Raw genomic sequence first — 19658 nt, 5'->3', positions numbered from 1 at the left:
CCAGGCATTTGAAGATTCAAAGCCTGGCTTCCGATGAGGCGGCCAGCTCCGGATGGAGCTGGTGATCAGTGGACTTGCAGGGCTTTGGCCTGTTCTTCCGTGAGCTCCACACACTGCCATGGAAGGCCGCGTTTGTTGAGTTCGTCCATGAATGGGTCAGGATCGTTTTGCTCCATGTTGAAAACGCCTGCTCCGGACCATTTGCCCGTCAGGATCATTTCCGCGCCGATCATGGCCGGAACTCCCGTGGTGTAGGAGATGGCCTGGGAGCCTACTTCTTCAAAGCATTTTTCATGGTCGCAGATGTTGTAAATGTACACGGCCTTGAATTTGCCGTCCTTGACGCCGGTGATGACGTTGCCGATGCAGGTTTTTCCCTTGGTGGTTTTGCCGAGGTCCCCGGGATCCGGCAGAACGGCTTTGAGGAATTGGAGCGGAATGATTTCCACGCCGTTGTACATGACCGGGTCAATGCGGGTCATACCCACGTTCTGAAGCACTTCCAGGTGCTTGAGGTAGTTCGGGGAGAAGGACATCCAGAATTGCGCCCGGCGGATGGTGGGGATGTGCTTGACCAGGCTTTCCATTTCTTCATGGTACATGCGGTAGATTTCATAGGTGCCCACTTCCTGCGGGCAGCTGAAGCTTTGGTGCATGCTCATGGGGGGCGTTTCCCGGAAGGCTCCGTCTTCCCAGTGGCGGCAGGGGGCCGTCACTTCCCGGATGTTGATTTCCGGGTTGAAATTGGTGGCGAAGGCTTTGCCATGGTTGCCTCCGTTGACGTCAATGATGTCCAGCGTATGGATTTCATCAAAGTGGTGCTTGAGCGCCCACGCCGTGAAGACGTTGGTGACGCCGGGGTCAAAGCCGGAGCCCAGCAGGGCGAAGAGTCCGGCCTTGCGGAATTTGTCCTGGTAGGCCCACTGCCAGGAGTATTCGAATTTGGCTACGTCCCTGGGTTCATAGTTGGCCGTGTCCAGGTAGTTGACCCCGGTTTCCAGGCAGGCATCCATCAGGGTGAGGTCCTGGTAGGGAAGCGCCACGTTAATCAGCAGCTGCGGCTTGACTTCGCGGATGAGAGCCACGGTGGCGGGCACGTCGTCCGCATCCACGGCATGGGTAGTGATAGTGACGCCTGTCCTGGCGCGCACGTCCTCCGCAATGGCGTCACATTTGCTTTTTGTGCGGGAGGCCAGATGGATGTGTTGAAAGATGTCCGGCAGCTGGGCGCATTTATTGGCTACCACATGTCCTACGCCACCTGCTCCAATGATTAAAACCGTATTCATGATGTGCCCAGTACATAAGTGAAAACAGGCTGAAACGCAATCTCGGAATTGGTGCAATAGTGTCACTCCCCCTTGGCCGTACGCAGGATTGGTCCCGTCGGAAGCTGTCTTCCTCCATGGAAGACGGCCCATGTGTCCTGTTGGATTTTTTCCAGGAATGATTAAAGGAGATTGACGGATTGGCCCCGAATATTCTATAACAATAATAAATATGATTGGACAAATTTTGCCAATAGTTGTTGCCGCCTGCGTCGTTCCTTGTTTTGCGGCGGAAGGATGGCTTACCGATATGGAAGCCGCCAAAAAAGAGGCCGCCGAACAGAAGAAGGAGCTCATGATCGAGTTCACCGGTTCCGACTGGTGCCCTCCCTGCATGCAGCTCCGCGCCAGCGTGTTCAGCAAGCCTGATTTCCAGAAGGAAGCCCAGAAGGATTTCGTGCTGGTGGAACTGGATTATCCGCGCAGAAAGGAGCAGCCCAAGGAAGTGAAGGACGCGAATGCCAAGCTGGCCCAGCAGTACGGGGTGCGGGCTTTTCCGACGGTAGTGTTTGCGGACGCCTTCGGCAAGCCCTTTGGCGGGTTTGTGGGCGGCCGTTCCAGGGAAGACGTGATGAAGGCCATGCAGGACGCCCTGAAGAACAAGGTTGCCCTGAAAACAGCGGAGGAAAAGGTGTCCAAAGCCACTACGGATGAAACCCGGCTTGCCGCTCTGATGGAAGTGCTCAAGCTGGCGCCGGAGAATTACGTGGACAGTTTCTATGGGGACGTGAAGGCGGAAATCAAGAAGCTGGACAAGGATGACAAGTCCGGCCTGAAAGCGGCGGAAACCCGTGCGGACCAGCTCAAGAAAGAGCGGAAGGACTTGCAGGATTTTCTGGCCGCAAAGGTGACGGACAAGGCCCCGCCCGCGGAAGCTTTGAAGGCGATCAAGGCCTATCCCAACCGTGACAAGCTTTTTCCGGAAATCCAGCAGAAGTTGCTGATGGAGGAATTCAGACCATATGTGTATTCTACCGGTGACGTGGACGGAGGTTTGCTGATTCTGGACAAGGTGATCGAGATGGTGCCAGGTACGGAAGTCTCCCATAGAGCTTTTATATTCAAAGAGGTTATTCGTGCCGACAAGGATAAGTTCAAGTCCCGGATTGAGGCGATGAGAAAAGAACAAGGCCAATAATTCATTTCTTTGTAAGGCTTGGGGAATTGCCCTGCAACGGTTGCGCTGTTGCAGGGCTTTTGTTGTGGATGGCAGCGTCATTCGATTCATCATGAGATACGGAAAATGACAGTGGCGGATAAGTTTTTTATCCGTGGATTTCACGAAAACATGTTAAAAGAGAAAAACTTCTGATTCATTTTTTTAAGAAAATAAGGAAGGCGGTTTGCAGATTGGTTCCGCATTTTTCTGAAAAAAGGAGAGAGAAGGGCGTTTGGCGGATGTCTTCCGGGGCATCTGCCGTTTTACCCGGCGAGCAGATACCATTTTGGAAATTTTCTAAAAATGATTGAACAAGAGATTGACGCAGGCTGTCCGAATATTCAGTATTGAATAGTAGATATGATTAGACAAATTCTGCCAATAGTTGTTGCCGCCTGCGTTGCTCCCTGTTTTGCTGCGGAAGGATGGCTTACCGATATGGACGCCGCCAAAAAAGAGGCCGCCGAACAGAAGAAAGATCTCATGATCGAGTTCACCGGTTCCGACTGGTGCCCTCCCTGCATGCAGCTCCGTGCCAACGTGTTCAGCAAGCCTGATTTCCAGAAGGATGCCCAGAAGAATTTCGTGCTGGTGGAACTGGATTATCCGCGCGGCAAGGAGCAATCCAAGGAAATGAAAGCCGCCAATGACAAGCTGGCCCAGCAGTATGGTGTGCAGGGATTTCCGACGGTAGTGTTTGCGGATGCTTCAGGCAGGCCCTTCGGAGGGTTTGTGGGCGGACGTTCCAAGGATGACGTGATGAAGGCCATGCAGGACGCCCTGAAGAACAAGGAAGCCCTGAACGCAGCCGAGGCAAATGTAGCCAAGGCCACCACGGATGAAGCGAAAGTTGCCGCGCTGATGGAAGTGCTCAAACTGGCTCCCCAGGAGTATGTGGACAATTTTTACGGCGACGTGAAGGCGGAAATCAAGAAGCTGGACAAGGATGACAAGTCCGGCCTGAAAGCGGCGGATGCCCATGCGGACCAGCTCAAGAAGGAGCAGAAGGGGGTGCAGGACTATCTGGCCGGCAAGCTGACGGACAAGACGACGCCCGCGGAAGCCCTCCAGGTCGTCAAAGGCTATCCTGACCGTGACAAGCTTCTTCCGGAAACCCAGCAGGAGTTGCTGATGATGGAATTCGGAACCTACCTGAATTCCACCGGTGACGTGGATGGCGCTGTGCTGATTCTGGACAAGGTGGCCGAATTGATGCCGGGTACGGAAGCCGGACAGCGGGCTCCCCGCATTAAAGCCGGTATTCTTGCCAACAAGGATCAGATCAAATCCCAGATTGAAGCCGCCAGGAAGGCGCAGAGCAAGTAATAAAGGCTCCCTTTCTTTCCCTTATCCCCTGATGGGGAATACGGCCCCGCCGCGGTTTGACGCCGCTGCGGGGTTTTTCTTTTTCCGGGAGAGCGCCGTCTGTGCGGCACTGCCGCTATGGAGAGAATGCCTTGCGGGTTATGCGTGGCCTCATCTCTCCGGGAGGATCCGTTTTTCTTGTACGCGGGGTGGGGGGAGGGGGAAAAGTCTGCATGCCTGTATTCCCGGGGACGGTAATGGAAGGGGAAGTGATGCCGTGGTGCGAATGCGCCTGCCTGCCGGAAAAGAAAACCGGCCCCGGTAAAATACCGGGGCCGGCGCGCTGCATGCTATCTCTCTCTCCTTAGGAGAAAGGGGGTCATTGAAGTTTGATGACGGTATCAATGCTGTCCCAGGTTACGCCTGCGGGCAGGGTGATTTTGTATTGGTCATCTATTTTTTCAAGCTTGGCGGTCTTTCCGTTTCCTTTACCGTTCACGATGATGGTTGCCTTCGTGAATTTCTCTCCGAGGTCTTTGATGAAGAGTGGTTCGCTTCCTTTCAGCTCTTTCCCTTTCTGGGCGATCAGCGGGCTGATATGCAGATAAACGATTTTTTTACCGCTGCTGGTGGTTTTGTAGCAGCTGCCGCCCCAGGGCTCGTCTTTGTAGGGGCCTCCGCGGGTATTGTAGATAGCCTCCCGGTAGGGGGCGATCCATTTGCCCATGGCCAGGAAGGTTTCCGCCTGTTCCGGAACCATGGTGCCCAGCGGCGTGGGCCCGATGTTGTAAAGCAGGTTGCCGTCCTTGACGGTGTTGTTGATCAGGAATTTGATGGAGGTTTCAACGGGTTTGACCTTGGCCTTGGAGGTATAGGACCAGTTGCCCGTCCAGCGCGTACCGGGAATGTCGGCCACGGTCATGCAGCTTTCCCAGGGGGTTTTGTCGTTGAACGGCCCCAGTTTGCATTCCGGCGTCAGGAAGTCGCCTTTCAGGTCGTCGGCCAGCGGGCCCTTGTTGCCTCCCCTCGTGCCGTTCATGCGGTTGTTGACCAGAATGTCCGGCTGGTACTGCTTGATGCGGCGCATCATGGTACGCGGGTCCCACTGGTTCAGGGAACTGTTGCCCAAGCTGTCGAACCAGAGCACGTCCACCTGACCATAGCGGGTGAGCAGTTCGCTGAGCTGGCCGAAGTAGTATTCCAGATAGCGGTAGTGCTGGTTGGTCAGGTAGTAGGGATTGTACCAGTCCCGGCCGGAATAATAGAAGCCCAACCTGAGCCCGGCCGCATGGGCCGCTGCCGCGAACTGCCCCACAATGTCTTTGCCGTAAGGAGTGGCGGCGATGGTGAATGTGTCGTAGTCGGAGGGGAAGTTGGAGAAGCTGTCGTGGTGCTTGGTGGTCAGCACAGCGTATTTCATGCCGCTTTTTTTGGCCACGGACATCCACTTCCTGGGATCGTATTGCTTGGGATTGAAGCGGCGATGGGCTGAGTCATATTCAAAGTCCATGACGTTTTGGTGGCCGCTCGCGCTGTCCTTGGGGCGCGCCGCATTGCGTTCCCAGCTGATTTCCCGTTCCAGCAGGGAAGAGGGGTTCCAGTGCACGAACAGGCCGAATTTGGCGTCGCGGAACCATTTCAACTGCTTGTCATTGGCCTTGAAGTCAAAGAGCCTGTTGATGGCTTCATTGATCAGGTCGCGATCCCGGACGGGAGAGAAAACGTCTTTTTCAGGAGAAAGAACCACCAGGCCTTCCGCCATGGGCTGCATGCGGAAGTTCGGCACGGGGGCCTTTTCCTTGTCTCCCAGCCAGAGGTGAAGTTTCAGGGCCTTGGCCACGTTGCCTATTTCATAGGCCTTCTGGCCGCCTGCTTCCTCCATGATTTCGTCCGGCAGCTCTTTGTTGAAAACGGCCTGCACAAAAGGATGGTTCACGTAAATTTTCCCGTTTTCCCGGAAGGGCCTGGCGTCTTCAGGCAGCGCTATCCGCTTGTTTCCGGCCATCGCGTAAGGCGCGCCGTGGAGTTTATCCGTGTCCACGGTGAAGTAAACGGCGTCCTTGAGCTTTTCGGACAGCTCCTTTTGGAGTGCATCCACATTTTCCTGGTAGCTTTTACCGGGATCAAAACGGTTGTTGATGCTTTCCGCCTGCTTTTCCGTGATGACCGGGCCTATCCACTGGCTGGCGATGGCATCCTTGGTCCCTTTGCCCACAATGATCCGGAAGTATTTTCCGGCGTCCTTGTCCGTCAGGGTGTAGGATTCCGCATCCTTGCCCTGCTGCACCGGAACGGGTTTTCCGTTTCGGGAATCCGCCTTTTCCCACTGGATGACAGGTTTGGCCGCTTCATCGTCAGGAGTGCTGTAGCGGCTTTCCAGTGTAGTGCCGACTACTTCTTCGCCGTCAATATAAGCTCTGAGCCATGGAGCTACAGGCCCTCCCCAGGCCGGCATGAGGAGCGTTCCCCCAAGCGCGGTAAGAAGACAGAATGCATGGTGTCTGAGTTTGAACATGGGAAAAAAACTAAAGGAAGGACAGTGGTGGGAACAGAATAAAAGAAGCCATTTAATAAAAGACCAGTGAAGGCCGTTGACGGATTTTCTTCTGTCAACATTCCGCGGGGAGGATATTTTCCGTTGAGAATGTGAGGCGGAGGGCAGGCGTCCCATTTGTGCAGCTCCTGCGGTAGTCAGGTATTCCTTTGGAGGCGATTTTGGTGCAGGTGGCTTGCGGCGTCCGGCTTTCCCTGCGGATGCTCTTTTTCCGTGCAGGGAGTTTTTTCCGCCTGTTGCTGGTCCGGTTCAGGACAAGGAATAGCCGTCCTGCCCGGGGAGAACGCCGTGATGTGGAACAGCACGGTGTGGAAACGGTCGTGAACGGAACGGCATAGGGCGCGGCGGCAGGGACTTCCGGGATTGTATCCTGGCTGCCGTGTCGGGGAGGTGGTATTTCTTGACGTGAAGCCTTGCGCGCGGGAAGGAAACCTGACAGAATCCCGCCATGCGCCTGTTCCTGATGTTCTGTGTGACGCTTCTGCTCGCCGGATGCGATACGCGTACCAGTGTGGAACGGGCTCAGGAGGAAGGCGTGCTGATTGTGGGGAATAATGCGGAATCGCAGAGTTTTGATCCGCACATTGCCACCTCCGTTTCCGATTTCAAGATCATCAATGCCGTGATGGAAGGGCTGCTGCGCGGGGATTCCAGGGATGACGCCGTTTTTCATCCCGCCGTGGCGGACTCCTGGACGCACAATCAGCAGGCGGACAAGTGGCGTTTTTCCCTGAGGAAGGATGCCGTATGGAGTGATGGCGTGCCGCTGACGGCTCACGATTTCGTTTATGCCTACCATCGGCTGCTTCATCCGGAGTTTGGCGGAAGGTATGCAGATATGCTTTATCCGCTGAAGAATGCGGAGGCTTATAACCGGAACAGGCGCGGCTTTCTGTTGTGCGGTCCCGGGTCCCGGCTGTCTGCGGAACTCGGCGTGGACGACGGGATGCTGGAGAGGGTGGATTGGGAAAGGCTGGACGGGATGAATGCCCGGGAGCTGGAGACGCTGCGGGAGAATTCCTCCCTGATGGAGTGGCCGGATGGGATGCCGCAGGAAGCCGTGCGGAAGATAGCGGCCCGGATGCTGGAGGATGCGCAGTCCGGACATCCGGATTTATGGGAGGAAGCCCGCGTGGGCGTGCGTGCCGTGGATGACCATGCCCTGGAGCTGGAAATGCGTTCCCCCATGCCCCAGCTTCCCCTGCTGCTGCTCCATTGCACCTGGTTTCCGGTTCCCCGCCATGCGGTGGAAGCCCATGGCGGCATGCTGGACAGGACGGGGAGCTGGACACGGCCCGGAGCGGCCGTGGGGAACGGGCCTTTCCTGATGGCGGAGCACCGTTTCAATGATTACGTGGAGGTGCGGCGCAATCCCCGGTACCGGAACGCTTCCGCAGTCCGCTTGAACGGGGTCCGTTTCCTTCCCACGGTAAACGGATTCACGGAAACCCGCATGTTCTTTAACGGCAAGCTCCATGTCACCAATAACGTGCCTCCGGAAATGACGGCGTATGCACGGGGGCGCGGCGGCGGGGATTTCTGCCAGGATGATTATTACGTGACGATTTTTTACCGGCTGAATACTTCCCGCGCTCCGCTGGATGACGCCCGCGTGCGGCGTGCGCTTTCCCTGGCCGTGGACAGGGAGGCCCTGGTGCGGGACGTGGTGTGCGGAGGCGGCCAGCCGTGCTTCGGCTTTACGCCGGACGGGGCCGGGTACCAAACGCCGCACGGGGTGGAGTTCAATCCGGAACAGGCGCGCGCCCTGCTGGCGCAGGCGGGTTTCCCCGGCGGCAAGGGGTTTCCCCGGCTGGAGCTGATGACTACGTCGCGCGAGGTTCAGAAGATCATGGCGGAGGCCATCCAGGGCATGTGGAAGAGGCACCTGGGCATTCACGTGGATATACGTTCCTGTGAATGGACGGCGTACAAGTTTGCGCAGAATTCCATGCAGTATGATTTCAGCTCCTCCTCCTGGTCCGGGGATTATCTGGACCCGTCCAGTTTTCTGGATCTGTGGAGTTCCGCTTCCGGCAATAACAATACGGGCTGGTCCCACCCTGAGTATGAACGCCTGCTGGCGGAGAGCCGCGCCACGGGAGACCAGGAAAAGCGCATGGCCCTGCTGGCCCGCGCGGAAGCGTTGATGCTGTCGGAATCCCCGGTGATTCCCCTGTACTGGGCCAAACGCTCCTACTTGAAGAGGCCGGAGGTGCGGGGATGGTATCCCCTGCTGCTGGACAACCATTTGTTTGAAGATATGAGCCTGGAGGCGCCGCAGGCGCATGGGAAGGAGGCTGCGCCTTGACCAGGATGATTCTGAAACGCCTGGGGCAGGGGATTGTGGTGCTGCTGGTGCTGGAGACCGTGACGTTTTTCCTGATACGCCTGCTGCCGGGCCATCCCTTCATGGGGGAGAAGAAGCTGCCGGAGCATGTCCTCCAGCAGCTTCAGGCCAGCTACGGGCTGGACCAGAGTTCCCTGGTCCAGTACGGCCGTTACTGGTGGAACATGCTGGCCCATGGCGACCTGGGGCCGTCCCTGGTGAAGGAGGGAATCAGCGTGGCGGACATGATCGGGCAGTCTTTTCCGGTTTCCCTCCAGCTGGGAGTGGCAGGCATGGTGATTTCCATTCTGGTGGGCATTCCCGCCGGGATCGTGGCGGCCCTGTACAAGAACAGGTGGATGGACTGGTGGGTGATGCTGGTGTCCATGGCCGGCATCTGCATTCCCGCCTTCGTGGTGGCTCCCCTGCTGGGCGTGGGACTGGGCATGCATGTGCCCGGCTTGAGCGTGGCCGGGTGGGATTCCCCCGGCTGCGTGGTTCTGCCCGCGCTGACGCTGGGGCTGGTGAACGCCGCCTATCTGGCGCGCCTGACGCGCGGCGGCATGCTTGAGGTACTGGGGCAGGATTTCATCAGGACGGCCCGCGCCAAGGGGGCGGGGCCCTTCCGCATGGTCTGGAAGCACGCGTTGCGCGGGGGGCTGATTCCTGCCGTTTCCTATCTGGGGCCGGCTTTTGCCGCCATGATTACCGGCTCCTTTGTCGTGGAGACCTGTTTCCAGGTTCCCGGCATGGGCCAGCACTTTGTGAACGCCACCACGGACAGGGATTATTTCCTGATCCAGGGGCTCGTCCTGTTTTACGGCATCCTGATCGTCGCGGCCAACCTGGCCGTGGATCTGGTGCAGATGGCCGTCAACCCCAGATTGAGAGCGGAATCATGAAGAGAGGGGAAAAAAACAGCACGGAGGAACAGGGATCTTCCCTGTGGAAGGACGCCTTTCTGCGGCTTTCACGCAACCGTGCGGCCATGTGTTCCCTGCTGGCGCTGGCGCTGATTGTGGCGGCCTGTTTTCTGGGGCCTCTCCTGCCGTGTTTGCCGCATCCGAATGTGCAGAACCTGGCGCGCATTGCGGAAAGCCCTTCCTGGGAACACTGGTTCGGCACGGACCAGCTGGGGCGTGACCTGCTGGCCCGCGTGCTGTACGGAGGCCGCATTTCCCTGCTGGTAGGCGTGGTCGCCACGGGCGTTTCCCTGGTGATCGGCGTGACGTACGGGCTGGTTTCCGGTTATGCCGGGGGACGGCTGGACGCCCTGATGATGCGCCTGGTGGACGTGCTTTTCGCTCTGCCGTTCATTGTGCTGGTTATTATTTTCTCCCTGTCCGTGGAAGAACCCGCCCGGAGGCTGACGCAGTGGGTTTCCGGCGTTACGGGGTGGTCTGTGGAAATGGTGAGTCCCATGACCGGCCTGATTCCCCTGTTCATCGCCATCGGCGCGCTGGGCTGGCTGACGCTGGCGCGCATCGTCCGCACGCAGACGCTGGAGCTGAAAGGGCAGGAGTTTGTGGAGGCGGCCCGCTCCCTGGGCATTGGGCACATGAAGATTTTATTCCGCCATATTGCGCCGAATTTATTGGGGTCCGTCATCGTGTACACGACGCTGGCCGTTCCAGGCATCATGCTGCTGGAGGCCGTTCTGTCCTTCCTGGGGCTGGGAGTGAAGGCGCCCAATTCCTCCTGGGGCACGCTGATCAAGGAGGGGGCGGACCGCATGGAGGTGAGCCCGGAATTACTCCTGTTCCCGGCGTTGCTGTTTTCCGCCACCCTGCTGGCGCTGAATTTCCTGGGGGACGGCCTGCGTGACGCCCTGGATCCCAAGTCCTCCAAGGATTGACGTTTTTTAAGTAAAAGACAAATGAAAGTCGCTTTAACGGTTTCCATGCTGGTCGTCTCCAACGTTTTTATGACGTGGGCCTGGTACGGCCATTTGAAGAAGGGTTCCCCCGCGGATGACAAGCCCCTGCTGCTGATTATCCTGATGAGCTGGGGAGTGGCGTTTTTTGAATATTGCTTCCTGATTCCCGCCAACCGCCTGGGCAATGCGGGCGGCCTTAACGTGGCCCAGCTCAAGATCATGCAGGAAGTCATCACCCTGTGCGTGTTTGTTCCCTTTGCCCTGTTCTACATTGGGGAAAAATGGAAGTGGGATTACCTGTGGGCCTTTTTATGCGTGCTGGGGGCCGTTTTCTTTGTTAACAGGGAGCGGTTGCTCGGGTGACAGACTTTTTTCATTCATATTCCTCTCCCTGAATGGTCCATTCAGAAAGATGAAGATGAACATAATAACCATTCTTGCCGTTTCCTCCGTCGCCGTTTTGGCCGCAGGATGCCACCATCACCGTGACCGCGATTATTACCGTCCCGGCCCGTCGCACCATTACGACCATAACAACCACCACAACGGCTGGCATTCCGGCCAGAACAGGCCCGGCCCCCGGCCCCGGCCCCATTACGTCACCGTCACCCAGCCTTCCTACCCCCGCCTGTACCAGCTCCTGTAGTTACTTCAGCTTTTCCGGAAGGAGAGGGAGCAACTCCATGGAACGGTGTTGAGGGAAGGGATGTCCATAGACAGATGGCCGTGCTTGCAGCCGTTCTTCGTTCTCCGGGCGTGCCGCAGGCGCAGAACCGGGAGGGCGCCGGCCGCTTCCGGGTTCCGGAGCGGATGCTTCAGCGCCCTTTGCCGGGCCTGAGGCTTCGCGCACAGGATATAAGCTTGAAAAGGCGCGCCGCCCCCGGCACTCTATGCGCCAGATCAATGACTATAGATGAGCAATTAGACCTGTTGACGGGCGGTACCGCCGTCGTGATCAGTCGTGAAGAATTAAAGGAGCGCCTCAAGCTGGGCCGTCCCCTGCGCGTGAAGCTGGGGGTGGATCCCACCGCTCCGGACATTCACCTGGGCCACACCGTGGCTATTGAAAAGTTGCGCCAGTTCCAGGAATTGGGGCACCAGGCCATTTTGCTCATCGGGGATTTCACCGCCACCATCGGGGACCCCTCCGGCCGTTCCGTCACCCGCCCCCCTCTTTCCCGGGAGCAGGTGCTGGAGAATGCGGAGACGTACACCAAGCAGGCGTTCAAGATTCTGGACCGTGATAAAACGGAGATCGTATACAACGGGGATTGGTTCCGCAAGATGACGTATGAAGAAGTGCTGAAGCTCAATTCACGCGTCACCATGCAGCAGATGCTGGCCCGGGAGGATTTCAAGGCCCGTGTGGAGGGCGGAAAGGAAGTCCGTCTGCACGAGATGCAGTACCCCATCATGCAGGGGTGGGATTCCGTGGAGATCCGTGCGGATGTGGAGCTGGGCGGCACGGACCAGCTGTTCAACATCCTGGTGGGGCGCGACCTCCAGAAGGAGGAAGGCATGCTTCCGCAGATCGCCATGACGATGCCCCTGCTGGAAGGCCTGGACGGCGTGCGCAAGATGTCCAAGTCCTACGGGAATTACGTGGGCGTGGATGAAGCTCCGGAGATGATGTTCGGCAAGATGATGAGCGCCAGCGACGAGCTGATGGACCGCTATTACCTGGTTCTGCTGGGCGAGAAGCGGGACATGGGACTGCACCCCATGGAAGCCAAGAAGCTGCTGGCCTGGAAGATTACCGCCCGCTACCATGACGCCGCCGCCGCTGACGCCGCCCGCGCGGACTGGGAAACCCGTTTTTCCAAAAGGGACCTGGCGGCCGCAGAGCTGCCGGAAGTGGAACTTTCCTCCCTGCCTGAAGGCATGAATGCGCTGGCCCTGGCATCCTTCCTCTTTGAGAAGGTTTTCCAGATCAAGAAGTCCAACGGCATTCTGCGCAAGGAGCATTTCACTCCCGGAGCCATCCAGCTGAACGACGTCAAGGTGACGGATCCCGCCGCCGTATTGGAACTGGCTCCCGGCAGCGTTCTCCGCCTGAGCAGGAAGCACGCCGTGCGCTTCAGGTAAGGGGCCGGGGACGGCGTTTACCTTTCTTCCTCCATGCCGGGATTCCTTTCCAAACTGGACCGCTTTACCGTAGGCCTCATCGCCAGCGTAAGCGCGGGGATTCTGCTTCCCTGTTCCGGCGTGTGGGATACGGTGTTCAGCCGCCTGAGTGATGCGGCCATTATCCTGCTCTTTTTCCTGTACGGGGCCAAGCTTTCCCGCCGCTCCGTGTGGGAGGGGCTGATGCACTGGCGGCTCCAGGGGCTGGTGGCCGTCAGCACCTTCGTGATTTTCCCCCTGCTTGGCATTCTGAGCATTCCCTTGTGGAACGGCGTGCTGGGGCCGGATCTGTGCATGGGCATGCTGTACGTGTGCATGCTGCCTTCCACGGTGCAGTCCAGCATTGCTTTTACCTCCATGGCGGGGGGGAATGTGGCGGCGGCCATTTGTTCCGCTTCCGTTTCCAGCCTGCTGGGGGTATTTCTTACGCCCCTCCTGGTGGGGCTGGTGTGGTCCCGCGGAGGGGAAGGAGGCGTGGATTTTTCCACCTTCCTGAACATCTGTTATATTATTCTGGTTCCCTTTGTGGCCGGGCAGCTGGCCCAGCGCTGGATTGGCAAATGGGTGATTACGCACAGGAATATTACTTCCTGGACGGACCACAGCACGATCTGGCTGGTGATTTACACGGCGTTCAGCCATGCCATGATCAACGGCGTGTGGGAGAACCTGCCCTGGTTTTCCCTGGTGGAGGTGCTGGTGTTCTGCGGCATTCTCCTGGCGGCAGTCCTGTGGCTGACGGCGTTTCTTTCCCGCAGGCTCCGTTTTTCCCGGGAGGACCGCATTGCGATCATTTTCTGCGGCTCCAAGAAGAGCCTGGCTACCGGCATCCCGATGATGAACGTGATTTTTGCCGGCGCCCCCATCGGGCTGCTGGTGATTCCCATCATGGTTTTCCACCAGCTCCAGCTGATGGTCTGTTCCTTCCTTGCCCGGAAGTGGGCGAAAGGCGTGGGAAAGGGCGGCGAGCTGTAGGACGGGGAGCCGGTTGGTCCGGTCAGTGACCGGCCATGCGCAGAATCCCGTCCTCCTGCATGTCCCGGCCAGGGACGACGACGTGGTTGCCGTAGGAGGGGATTTTGGCCGTTACGGGCTTGTTGCGGAATTTGGCCATGAAACGCTGGAAGGGCTCCATGTCCTCCGGAACGATCTTCATTTCCGTGTAAGAGGGATTGGCCTGCACGTCCGTGATTTCCACCCGGAAGGAACCTATCCCGTTGCCGTCCGGCGCATAAAATTCCAGGGATTCCTCCGTGGGGGAGGGATGCATGAAGAACAGGAAGAACATGATGCCAAGAGCAATCAGGGTGACGATGGTCAGCGGAATGTTTTTTCTGAGTGGTCTGATGTGCATGCCTGCTTTTCCTTTCTTCCATAAGACTATGGGTTTTACCGGGACGTGTCAACCCCTCCGGAGGAGGGGCATGACGCGGAGGCCCTCCATGTTCCTTGGATGGAACGGGTTCCGTCGCGGACGGTGTGGCTGGAAAAAGGATTGCGTCCACAGGGCAATGTGGTAGCTTGTGCGGACAAAGGGAGCCCTATGACCGTGCCCGTAAAGATATTGTCCGTATTGGCCGGACTGACCCTGGCCGGAAGCATTCAGGCACGCATCTGGACCAATGACCGTGGCGCAACCGTGGCGGCCGTGCTGGTGGCCGTCCGTGATGCGGAGGTGGACCTGAAGCTTCAGGACGGCCGGGTGGTGGCAGTTCCTAAAAACGTTTTTTCCGGCGCCGACCAGGAGTATATTCTGGAATGGGTAAAATCCGGCGGAACGCTTCCGGATACGGATGTGGGGGCGGAGAATCCCGCGGCGCAGGGCTCTTCCGGCTCCCGTTACGTTCCGCTGGAACCGAACTGGGACGCTCCGTGGCCTGACCGGGCGGCCGCTCCCGGATTCCTGCTGGTGAAGACCGTCCAGGAGACGGATGAGCTGAGCGTGTATGAAACGGACCATTTCATGATTGAGTCTCCCGGCAAACTGGCGGAACCGGAACGCATGGCTCTGGCGCGGCGGTTTGAGACCGTTCTGTCCGCCCTGGCGGCCGTTCCCATGAATCTGACGGTGGCGCGCCGCCCCTCCCGCAAGTATCTGGTGCGCGTATGTTTTAAGGAGGAGGATTTTGACAAGGTGCCGGGACTGCGGAACGGCAGCCTCAAGTTTTCCCCCACCAGTTTTACCGTCCTGCTGCTGCGGGACAAGAAGGGGAAGCCGCTGAAGCTGGATGCGGTAGATCCGCGTTTTGCCGTCACCCACTGGGTGGCGCAGTCCATGGATCTGGAACACTGGCTGGTGGATGGCTTTTCCGCGTACATGGCTTTTCTCCCCATGGAGAAGGAAGCCATGGTGTTCCGGAAGCTCCCCGGAAGGCTGGCCTCCATGCTTCCCCGCGCCGTGCGCACAGGCAGGGAGCCGCTGCCTGCGCTGGCGGACATGCTGGCGCGGGATTCCGTCCATTCCGCCTCCGGCCATGACCGTCCCTTGAAGGGGAATGCGGCGCGGTACTGGGCCGACCTGTTGTGGACGGTGTATTGGAGCCATCTGGAAGGGGACGGAAAGGCGGAACGCCTCAGGCGCTACCTGAAAGCCTGGGATGCGGAAGACGGCAACAAAGCGCACGCCATCCTGCTGGACGGGAAATCCCCGGAAGAGGTGCAGAAGGAGATGGCTGCCGCCTGGAAAAAGCTGGGCGTGAAGCTTCAGTTCGCCCCGCCGTCCTCTCCTGCCGCCAGCGGGGAAACGGCAGCGGAAAAGTAAGGGAAGGGAAACTTCCCCGACCGGAAAACAGGGAAATCCGGATCAGATGGTGCCGTTGAGTTTTCTGCCTATCCAGAACAGGGTGAGGAGGAAAAGAAGGGCGGCGAGCGTATACGGATTGCACCAGAGCAGGATGCGCGTTTCCATGGGAGGCGGCACGGGCAGGTCTTTGATTTCCTTGATGAGCTGCTGTATTTCCTCCGCTTTCACCATGCGTCCGCGCGTGATGGAGGCCATTTCCTCCATCAGGGCGGTATTGACGGGCTGGCCGGTTTTTTCCAGCGTTTCATTCATGGTGATGATCGGCAGGGTGACGGATTTGTCCGGCTCCGCAGAGGAGGAAGCGGTCAGCTTCCACTGGCCGGGACGGTTGACCTTCACGGAAGCGGTGAAGGAACCCCAGGTGTGGTCCATGTTATCCATCTGCACGCGGCTGGTGGTGCCTTCCGGGGCGGTGATATCCAGAAAAACCTCCCCGTTCTGGAGGGGCGCCCCCAGTTTGTCGGAGACCATGGCGGTGACGGTCAGCGTATCCCCCAGACGGGGGCGTTCCGGGTTGGGAATCAGGCGGATTCTTTCCCCGGCGGCCATGTTGCGCTGGTAGCTCATCCAGCGGGCTACCTGGCTCCAGAAGCGGTAGTGGTACTTGTCTTCCACGCCGCGCCGCCAGCGCCACGCGGAATCCGTGCCCATGAAAAGGACTTTTCCGTTGCCGTAGGACTGGGTGACGATGAGGGGAATGCGTCCGTAGGCGTTCTTGTCCGCTGCATGCACAGCCAGAACGGTGGTTCCCGCCTTGGGACGCTCCACGGGGGCGTACCAGTTGAAGCCCGGCAGGTTGCGCCATACTTCCTCGTTTTCACTTTCCGTATCCGCCAGCATGGTCAGCAGGGAGCCGCGGCCTTCCGGAGTCAGGATGAGGGGGGAGGGAGAGGGCTGGGTGGTTCCTTCCGGCTTGGCGGTGAGGAAGGTAACGGGCATCAGGTCCGCCAGTTCCGATTTCAGGAGTTCCATTTGCCTGCCCTGGTAGCCGGGAAGGAAGACGATGCCGCTGGCCTGGTTTTTTACCATGCCCTTGAGCAGGGCGGCCTGTTCGTTCGTCAGGCCCTTGGGGCCCAGTCCCACGTCACCAATGAAGATGACGTCATACTGGGCCAGGTCTTCCATCTTCTCCGGAAATCTGACCAGGTAGCCGGGGCCTTCACCCATTTCATCCAGGTTCGGATGAAAGAGCAGGGTATGCACGTCCACGCCCGGATCACGGTACAGGGCATTTCGGATGAAGCGGTATTCCCAGCGCGGCAGCGTATCAATCACCAGTACCTTGATGGATTCCTTCCTGCCGGCGATGCTGAAGGAGGAGGCATTGTTGTTGCGCATCCGTTCCTGGGGCTGGACGGGGAGCTTGAGTTCCAGCGTTTCCGCCCCTTCCTTTTCTATTTTCCACAGAACGGTGTCAGAGATTTCCCCCTGGGCCGGGATGGTGACTGTGCGGGTAATGGTTTTTCCGGTGTCTTTGGAAGTCAGGGTAAGCGTGGTCCGCGTTTCCTTGCCCAGCGTGCTTTTAATGGTGAAGGGGATCTGCACCGTCTCCCCGATGATGCCGTAGGTAGGGGCTTTTACATCCTGAAGGGCCAGGTCCGGAAGGGGATACGGACTGCCGGCGGGAATGATGAAGAGGGGGATGCCCCTGGTACGCATGCGCTGGGCCTGCGTCAGCACGGAGGAGGAGGCATTGTGGCCGCCGTCCGTGAACATGATGACGGCCCGGAGGTTGTCCGAGGAGTTCATGGCGTCTTCCAGCGGCTTGGCCAGGTCCGTGCAGGCCATGGCGTAATCCGGGGAATCCGGCGCAGGAGGGGTGCCGAAGGCGGCGTTCTCCACGACGTGCGTATCTTTCAGGGAATCCGTGCTGTTGCCCTTGATCAGCTCCCTTACATAAGCCGTGCGGGTGACGACGTGCTGGGGGGTGAGTTCCACGTCCTGCGTTTCCATGGAGCCGGAACGGTCTTCCAGGATGGAGACCTTGGGTTTTTCCTGCGGGGCGGAGGTGATGACCCATTCCGGCTGGAACAGAAGGAGGCAGATGGCCCCCAGAATCACCAGGCGCAGGAATTCCAGCTTGAACGTCAGCGGGCGCCGGTTGCGCTTGCAGGCAAGGCGGCTCATCCAGATGCCGGCGGCCATGACCAGGATGGCCAGGATGATGCTTAACGCGGTAGGTTGAAGGCTCAGGCTCATGGGAGGGTGGTGGGGGAGGGGCGTTTGACCGTGTGCCTGGGAAGGCACAGGAAAGCTTCCAGAAGCAGGCAGGCGAGAGAGATGATGAGGAAAAGCTTCCAGGCCTCCTGCACCAGGGAAGGAGTTTCCGACGTGCTTTGCATGGAGCTGATGGAGGCTTCCGGCAGAAGGAGGTGAAGCTGCTCATCCGTGATCTGGTCGGGATTGTCTTCAGACCAGGGGCGGTTGACGGCGTAGGTCTGCGCTCCCAGGCGGTAAACGCCTGCGGTGTCCGTCGGAGAGCCGGAAGGGTGGCTGCCCTGGGCGTTGTCCATGCGCATGGGGGTATCCGTGGCGGATTGCGGCAGGGCGGCGTCATTCACGCGGAGGGAGATGGAAGTGGAGAAGCGTTCCGCCCCACGGTCCGCCATGCGCTGGAGCAGGGGCAGCAGCAGGTGGCCGTCCGCCAGGTTGGACCAGGAATATTTGGGGAGGGTTCCCAGGAACAGGGCGGATCCCGTTCCCGATCTGACCTGCGCCAGGGCGCAAGTGCCGTCATCCCAGGAAGCCAGGGTGCGGTATTTGCCCTGCATGGGCTTCCGGCGCACGGCCCGGAGCCGGTTGGCTGGAATGGCCGTCTGGTCGGAGCCGTCCCGGAGAAAGCCGCGCTGGCGGTCCCATGTTTCTAGGTGGTAATACTGTTCAGGTGGGGCCGTTTCCATCGCACCCCAGGAAACGCCCAGGAACGGGTGGCGCGTGCCGTGGGCCGTGTCATCCGGCAGGAAGAGGACGAGCCCCCCTTCTTCAATAAAGGAAAGGAGCTTCTCTTCCATTTCCGCGCGCGGCGTCGGCCCGTACCAGACAACCATGGATTGGGAAGCCAGGTTGGCCTGCGCCGCCCGCGGGGTGCCGGGGAGGGTGGCTTTCCTGTTGGGGAGGCCGGGAGGGGCGGACATCAGGGAGAGGGTTTTCCCCACTTCCCCGGCAGGGCCGCAGATCAGGATGTTGGCGAGGGGCCGGGGAGCGAAGGTGAAGAAGGAAGTGTCATCCCTGGTGAAGTCGTCATGCGGCAGGGAAACGAAGCCGAAGCCGGATTCCTTGCCTTGCGGCAGCGGGATTTCCTTTCTGATGGTGGTGCTTTCCCCGGCCAGCTGGAGCGTGGCGGAGGCGGCGGCATTGTCCACGGAGAGGTGCACCGGAACGCTCTCCGGCTGGTTGGGGTTGAAGCCCTGGCGCAGCACTTCCAGGTCCAGCACCAGTTTGCCGTTATTGACCTGGGCCTGCCTGACCCTGATGCCGCGGTTGGTTTCCGGCCTGTCGCGGAGGGCCATGATGCGGATGGAAGGGGGAATGGACAGGGCGGACAGGCGCTGCCGCACGCTGGACCAGAGGGGGGAATCCGGCTTCCAGGAGGTGGATTGCATGTCTGAGGCAATCCAGATTTCCGTTTTTCCGGAACCGGATTCTTCCAGATAAGGGGTGGCTTTCTGCAGCAGGGCCGGGATGTCCGCGCCGCCGTCCGTAGTTTTGCTCACGGTCAGGTCCGCCAGGGCTTCCGGGGCGGGAATCTGGGTGACGGAGCCGGTGGTGGAGTCAAGCAGGGACAGCCGGCAGCTGCCCAGCTGCGCAAAGGTGGATTCCACCAGGGGAGGGACGGCGTCCCGCAGGGAGTTGGTCTTGTCCGGCCGCGCATCCATGGAGGCGGAACGGTCCAGAACCAGCAGGACTTCATTCAATCCGGAACTTCCCCAGCCGAAAAAGCTGCTCAGCAGGGGGCGCGCAAAGGCCGTCACCAGCGCCGCCACGGCCAGGACGCGGAGCGCCAGAATCAGGTAGTGCAGCAGTTTTTTCGTTCCCCGGGTTTCCCTGGCCGCCCGGAGGAGAAATTCCATGGCCGCCCAATGGACGGAACGGTGCCGCCACCGGTTGACCAGATGGATGATGAGGGGAATGGAAGCTGCGAAGAGGGCCCACAGCAGCCAGGGAGAGGTGAAGGACATGGTAT

General features: G+C 59.2%; 15 protein-coding genes. 10 read left to right on the top strand and 5 right to left on the bottom strand.

The window, feature by feature from the left end; genetic code table 11:
- Window positions 1-65: 65 nt before the first annotated feature.
- Entirely contained in the window at window positions 66-1289 is a 1224-nt protein-coding gene (locus LIO64_RS05190; protein ID WP_290548385.1) for a saccharopine dehydrogenase family protein, read from the bottom strand.
- A 226-nt stretch (window positions 1290-1515) separates the two neighbouring features.
- Here LIO64_RS05190 and LIO64_RS05185 point away from each other — a divergent pair, with 226 nt between their 5' ends.
- Window positions 1516-2466, top strand: coding sequence for a thioredoxin family protein (locus tag LIO64_RS05185; protein ID WP_290548384.1), 951 nt, complete (start codon window positions 1516-1518; stop codon window positions 2464-2466).
- Window positions 2467-2847: 381 nt separating this feature from the next.
- Window positions 2848-3813, top strand: coding sequence for a thioredoxin family protein (locus LIO64_RS05180; RefSeq protein WP_290548383.1), 966 nt, complete (start codon window positions 2848-2850; stop codon window positions 3811-3813).
- Between the two features lie 358 nt (window positions 3814-4171).
- Here the strand turns inward: LIO64_RS05180 and LIO64_RS05175 are convergent, their stop codons facing one another.
- Window positions 4172-6307: an alpha-L-fucosidase gene (locus tag LIO64_RS05175; protein ID WP_290548382.1), complete on the bottom strand. Its 2136-nt coding sequence runs from the start codon at window positions 6305-6307 to the stop codon at window positions 4172-4174.
- Between the two features lie 487 nt (window positions 6308-6794).
- Between LIO64_RS05175 and LIO64_RS05170 the strand changes: the two genes are divergently transcribed.
- From LIO64_RS05170 to LIO64_RS05140, 7 genes are all read left to right on the top strand, one after another.
- The gene (locus tag LIO64_RS05170; RefSeq protein ID WP_290548381.1) at window positions 6795-8654 is read left to right on the top strand and encodes a peptide ABC transporter substrate-binding protein; all 1860 of its coding nucleotides are present in this window, start codon (window positions 6795-6797) and stop codon (window positions 8652-8654) included.
- A gap of 5 nt (window positions 8655-8659) precedes the next feature.
- Window positions 8660-9574: an ABC transporter permease gene (locus tag LIO64_RS05165; RefSeq protein WP_290548412.1), complete on the top strand. Its 915-nt coding sequence runs from the start codon at window positions 8660-8662 to the stop codon at window positions 9572-9574.
- Complete coding sequence (locus LIO64_RS05160) at window positions 9571-10527, top strand: ABC transporter permease (protein WP_290548380.1); 957 nt, start codon at window positions 9571-9573, stop codon at window positions 10525-10527. The genes LIO64_RS05165 and LIO64_RS05160 overlap by 4 nt, the downstream gene beginning before the upstream one ends.
- 21 nt (window positions 10528-10548) lie before the next feature.
- On the top strand, window positions 10549-10911 hold the full coding sequence (locus LIO64_RS05155) for a DMT family protein (RefSeq protein WP_290548379.1): 363 nt from the start codon (window positions 10549-10551) through the stop codon (window positions 10909-10911).
- Between the two features lie 55 nt (window positions 10912-10966).
- Window positions 10967-11194 (top strand): hypothetical protein, encoded by a 228-nt coding sequence (locus LIO64_RS05150; protein WP_290548378.1) that lies wholly within the window; start codon window positions 10967-10969, stop codon window positions 11192-11194.
- 257 nt (window positions 11195-11451) lie between these two features.
- On the top strand, window positions 11452-12633 hold the full coding sequence (gene tyrS, locus LIO64_RS05145) for a tyrosine--tRNA ligase (RefSeq protein ID WP_290548377.1): 1182 nt from the start codon (window positions 11452-11454) through the stop codon (window positions 12631-12633).
- A gap of 33 nt (window positions 12634-12666) precedes the next feature.
- Window positions 12667-13647: a bile acid:sodium symporter family protein gene (locus tag LIO64_RS05140; RefSeq protein ID WP_290548376.1), complete on the top strand. Its 981-nt coding sequence runs from the start codon at window positions 12667-12669 to the stop codon at window positions 13645-13647.
- Between the two features lie 22 nt (window positions 13648-13669).
- On the opposite strand, the gene LIO64_RS05135 is transcribed toward LIO64_RS05140, so the two are convergent.
- Window positions 13670-14026 (bottom strand): hypothetical protein, encoded by a 357-nt coding sequence (locus LIO64_RS05135; RefSeq protein ID WP_290548375.1) that lies wholly within the window; start codon window positions 14024-14026, stop codon window positions 13670-13672.
- A gap of 189 nt (window positions 14027-14215) precedes the next feature.
- Here LIO64_RS05135 and LIO64_RS05130 point away from each other — a divergent pair, with 189 nt between their 5' ends.
- The gene (locus tag LIO64_RS05130; protein ID WP_290548374.1) at window positions 14216-15433 is read left to right on the top strand and encodes a hypothetical protein; all 1218 of its coding nucleotides are present in this window, start codon (window positions 14216-14218) and stop codon (window positions 15431-15433) included.
- Window positions 15434-15475: 42 nt separating this feature from the next.
- Here the strand turns inward: LIO64_RS05130 and LIO64_RS05125 are convergent, their stop codons facing one another.
- Window positions 15476-17674: a hypothetical protein gene (locus LIO64_RS05125; protein WP_290548373.1), complete on the bottom strand. Its 2199-nt coding sequence runs from the start codon at window positions 17672-17674 to the stop codon at window positions 15476-15478.
- Window positions 17671-19653 carry a BatA and WFA domain-containing protein gene (locus tag LIO64_RS05120; RefSeq protein ID WP_290548372.1) on the bottom strand — a complete coding sequence of 661 codons (1983 nt, stop codon included), beginning with the start codon at window positions 19651-19653 and terminating at the stop codon, window positions 17671-17673. Before LIO64_RS05120 ends, LIO64_RS05125 begins: the two co-directional genes overlap by 4 nt.
- Window positions 19654-19658 lie beyond the last annotated feature (5 nt).

The sequence above is a fragment of the Akkermansia sp. genome, assembly GCF_020860705.1.
Taxonomy (GTDB): domain Bacteria; phylum Verrucomicrobiota; class Verrucomicrobiia; order Verrucomicrobiales; family Akkermansiaceae; genus Akkermansia.
This window is presented reverse-complemented; position numbering and strand designations above follow the sequence as displayed.

Coding starts and splice junctions, on each gene's coding strand:
- LIO64_RS05150 (WP_290548378.1), top strand. CDS start 10,967: ATGAACATAATAACCATTCTTGCCGTTTCCTCCGTCGCCGTTTTGGCC.
- LIO64_RS05170 (WP_290548381.1), top strand. CDS start 6,795: ATGCGCCTGTTCCTGATGTTCTGTGTGACGCTTCTGCTCGCCGGATGC.
- tyrS (WP_290548377.1), top strand. CDS start 11,452: ATGACTATAGATGAGCAATTAGACCTGTTGACGGGCGGTACCGCCGTC.
- LIO64_RS05175 (WP_290548382.1), bottom strand. CDS start 6,307: ATGTTCAAACTCAGACACCATGCATTCTGTCTTCTTACCGCGCTTGGG.
- LIO64_RS05125 (WP_290548373.1), bottom strand. CDS start 17,674: ATGAGCCTGAGCCTTCAACCTACCGCGTTAAGCATCATCCTGGCCATC.
- LIO64_RS05135 (WP_290548375.1), bottom strand. CDS start 14,026: ATGCACATCAGACCACTCAGAAAAAACATTCCGCTGACCATCGTCACC.
- LIO64_RS05165 (WP_290548412.1), top strand. CDS start 8,660: ATGATTCTGAAACGCCTGGGGCAGGGGATTGTGGTGCTGCTGGTGCTG.
- LIO64_RS05120 (WP_290548372.1), bottom strand. CDS start 19,653: ATGTCCTTCACCTCTCCCTGGCTGCTGTGGGCCCTCTTCGCAGCTTCC.
- LIO64_RS05155 (WP_290548379.1), top strand. CDS start 10,549: ATGAAAGTCGCTTTAACGGTTTCCATGCTGGTCGTCTCCAACGTTTTT.
- LIO64_RS05190 (WP_290548385.1), bottom strand. CDS start 1,289: ATGAATACGGTTTTAATCATTGGAGCAGGTGGCGTAGGACATGTGGTA.
- LIO64_RS05130 (WP_290548374.1), top strand. CDS start 14,216: ATGACCGTGCCCGTAAAGATATTGTCCGTATTGGCCGGACTGACCCTG.
- LIO64_RS05160 (WP_290548380.1), top strand. CDS start 9,571: ATGAAGAGAGGGGAAAAAAACAGCACGGAGGAACAGGGATCTTCCCTG.
- LIO64_RS05180 (WP_290548383.1), top strand. CDS start 2,848: ATGATTAGACAAATTCTGCCAATAGTTGTTGCCGCCTGCGTTGCTCCC.
- LIO64_RS05140 (WP_290548376.1), top strand. CDS start 12,667: ATGCCGGGATTCCTTTCCAAACTGGACCGCTTTACCGTAGGCCTCATC.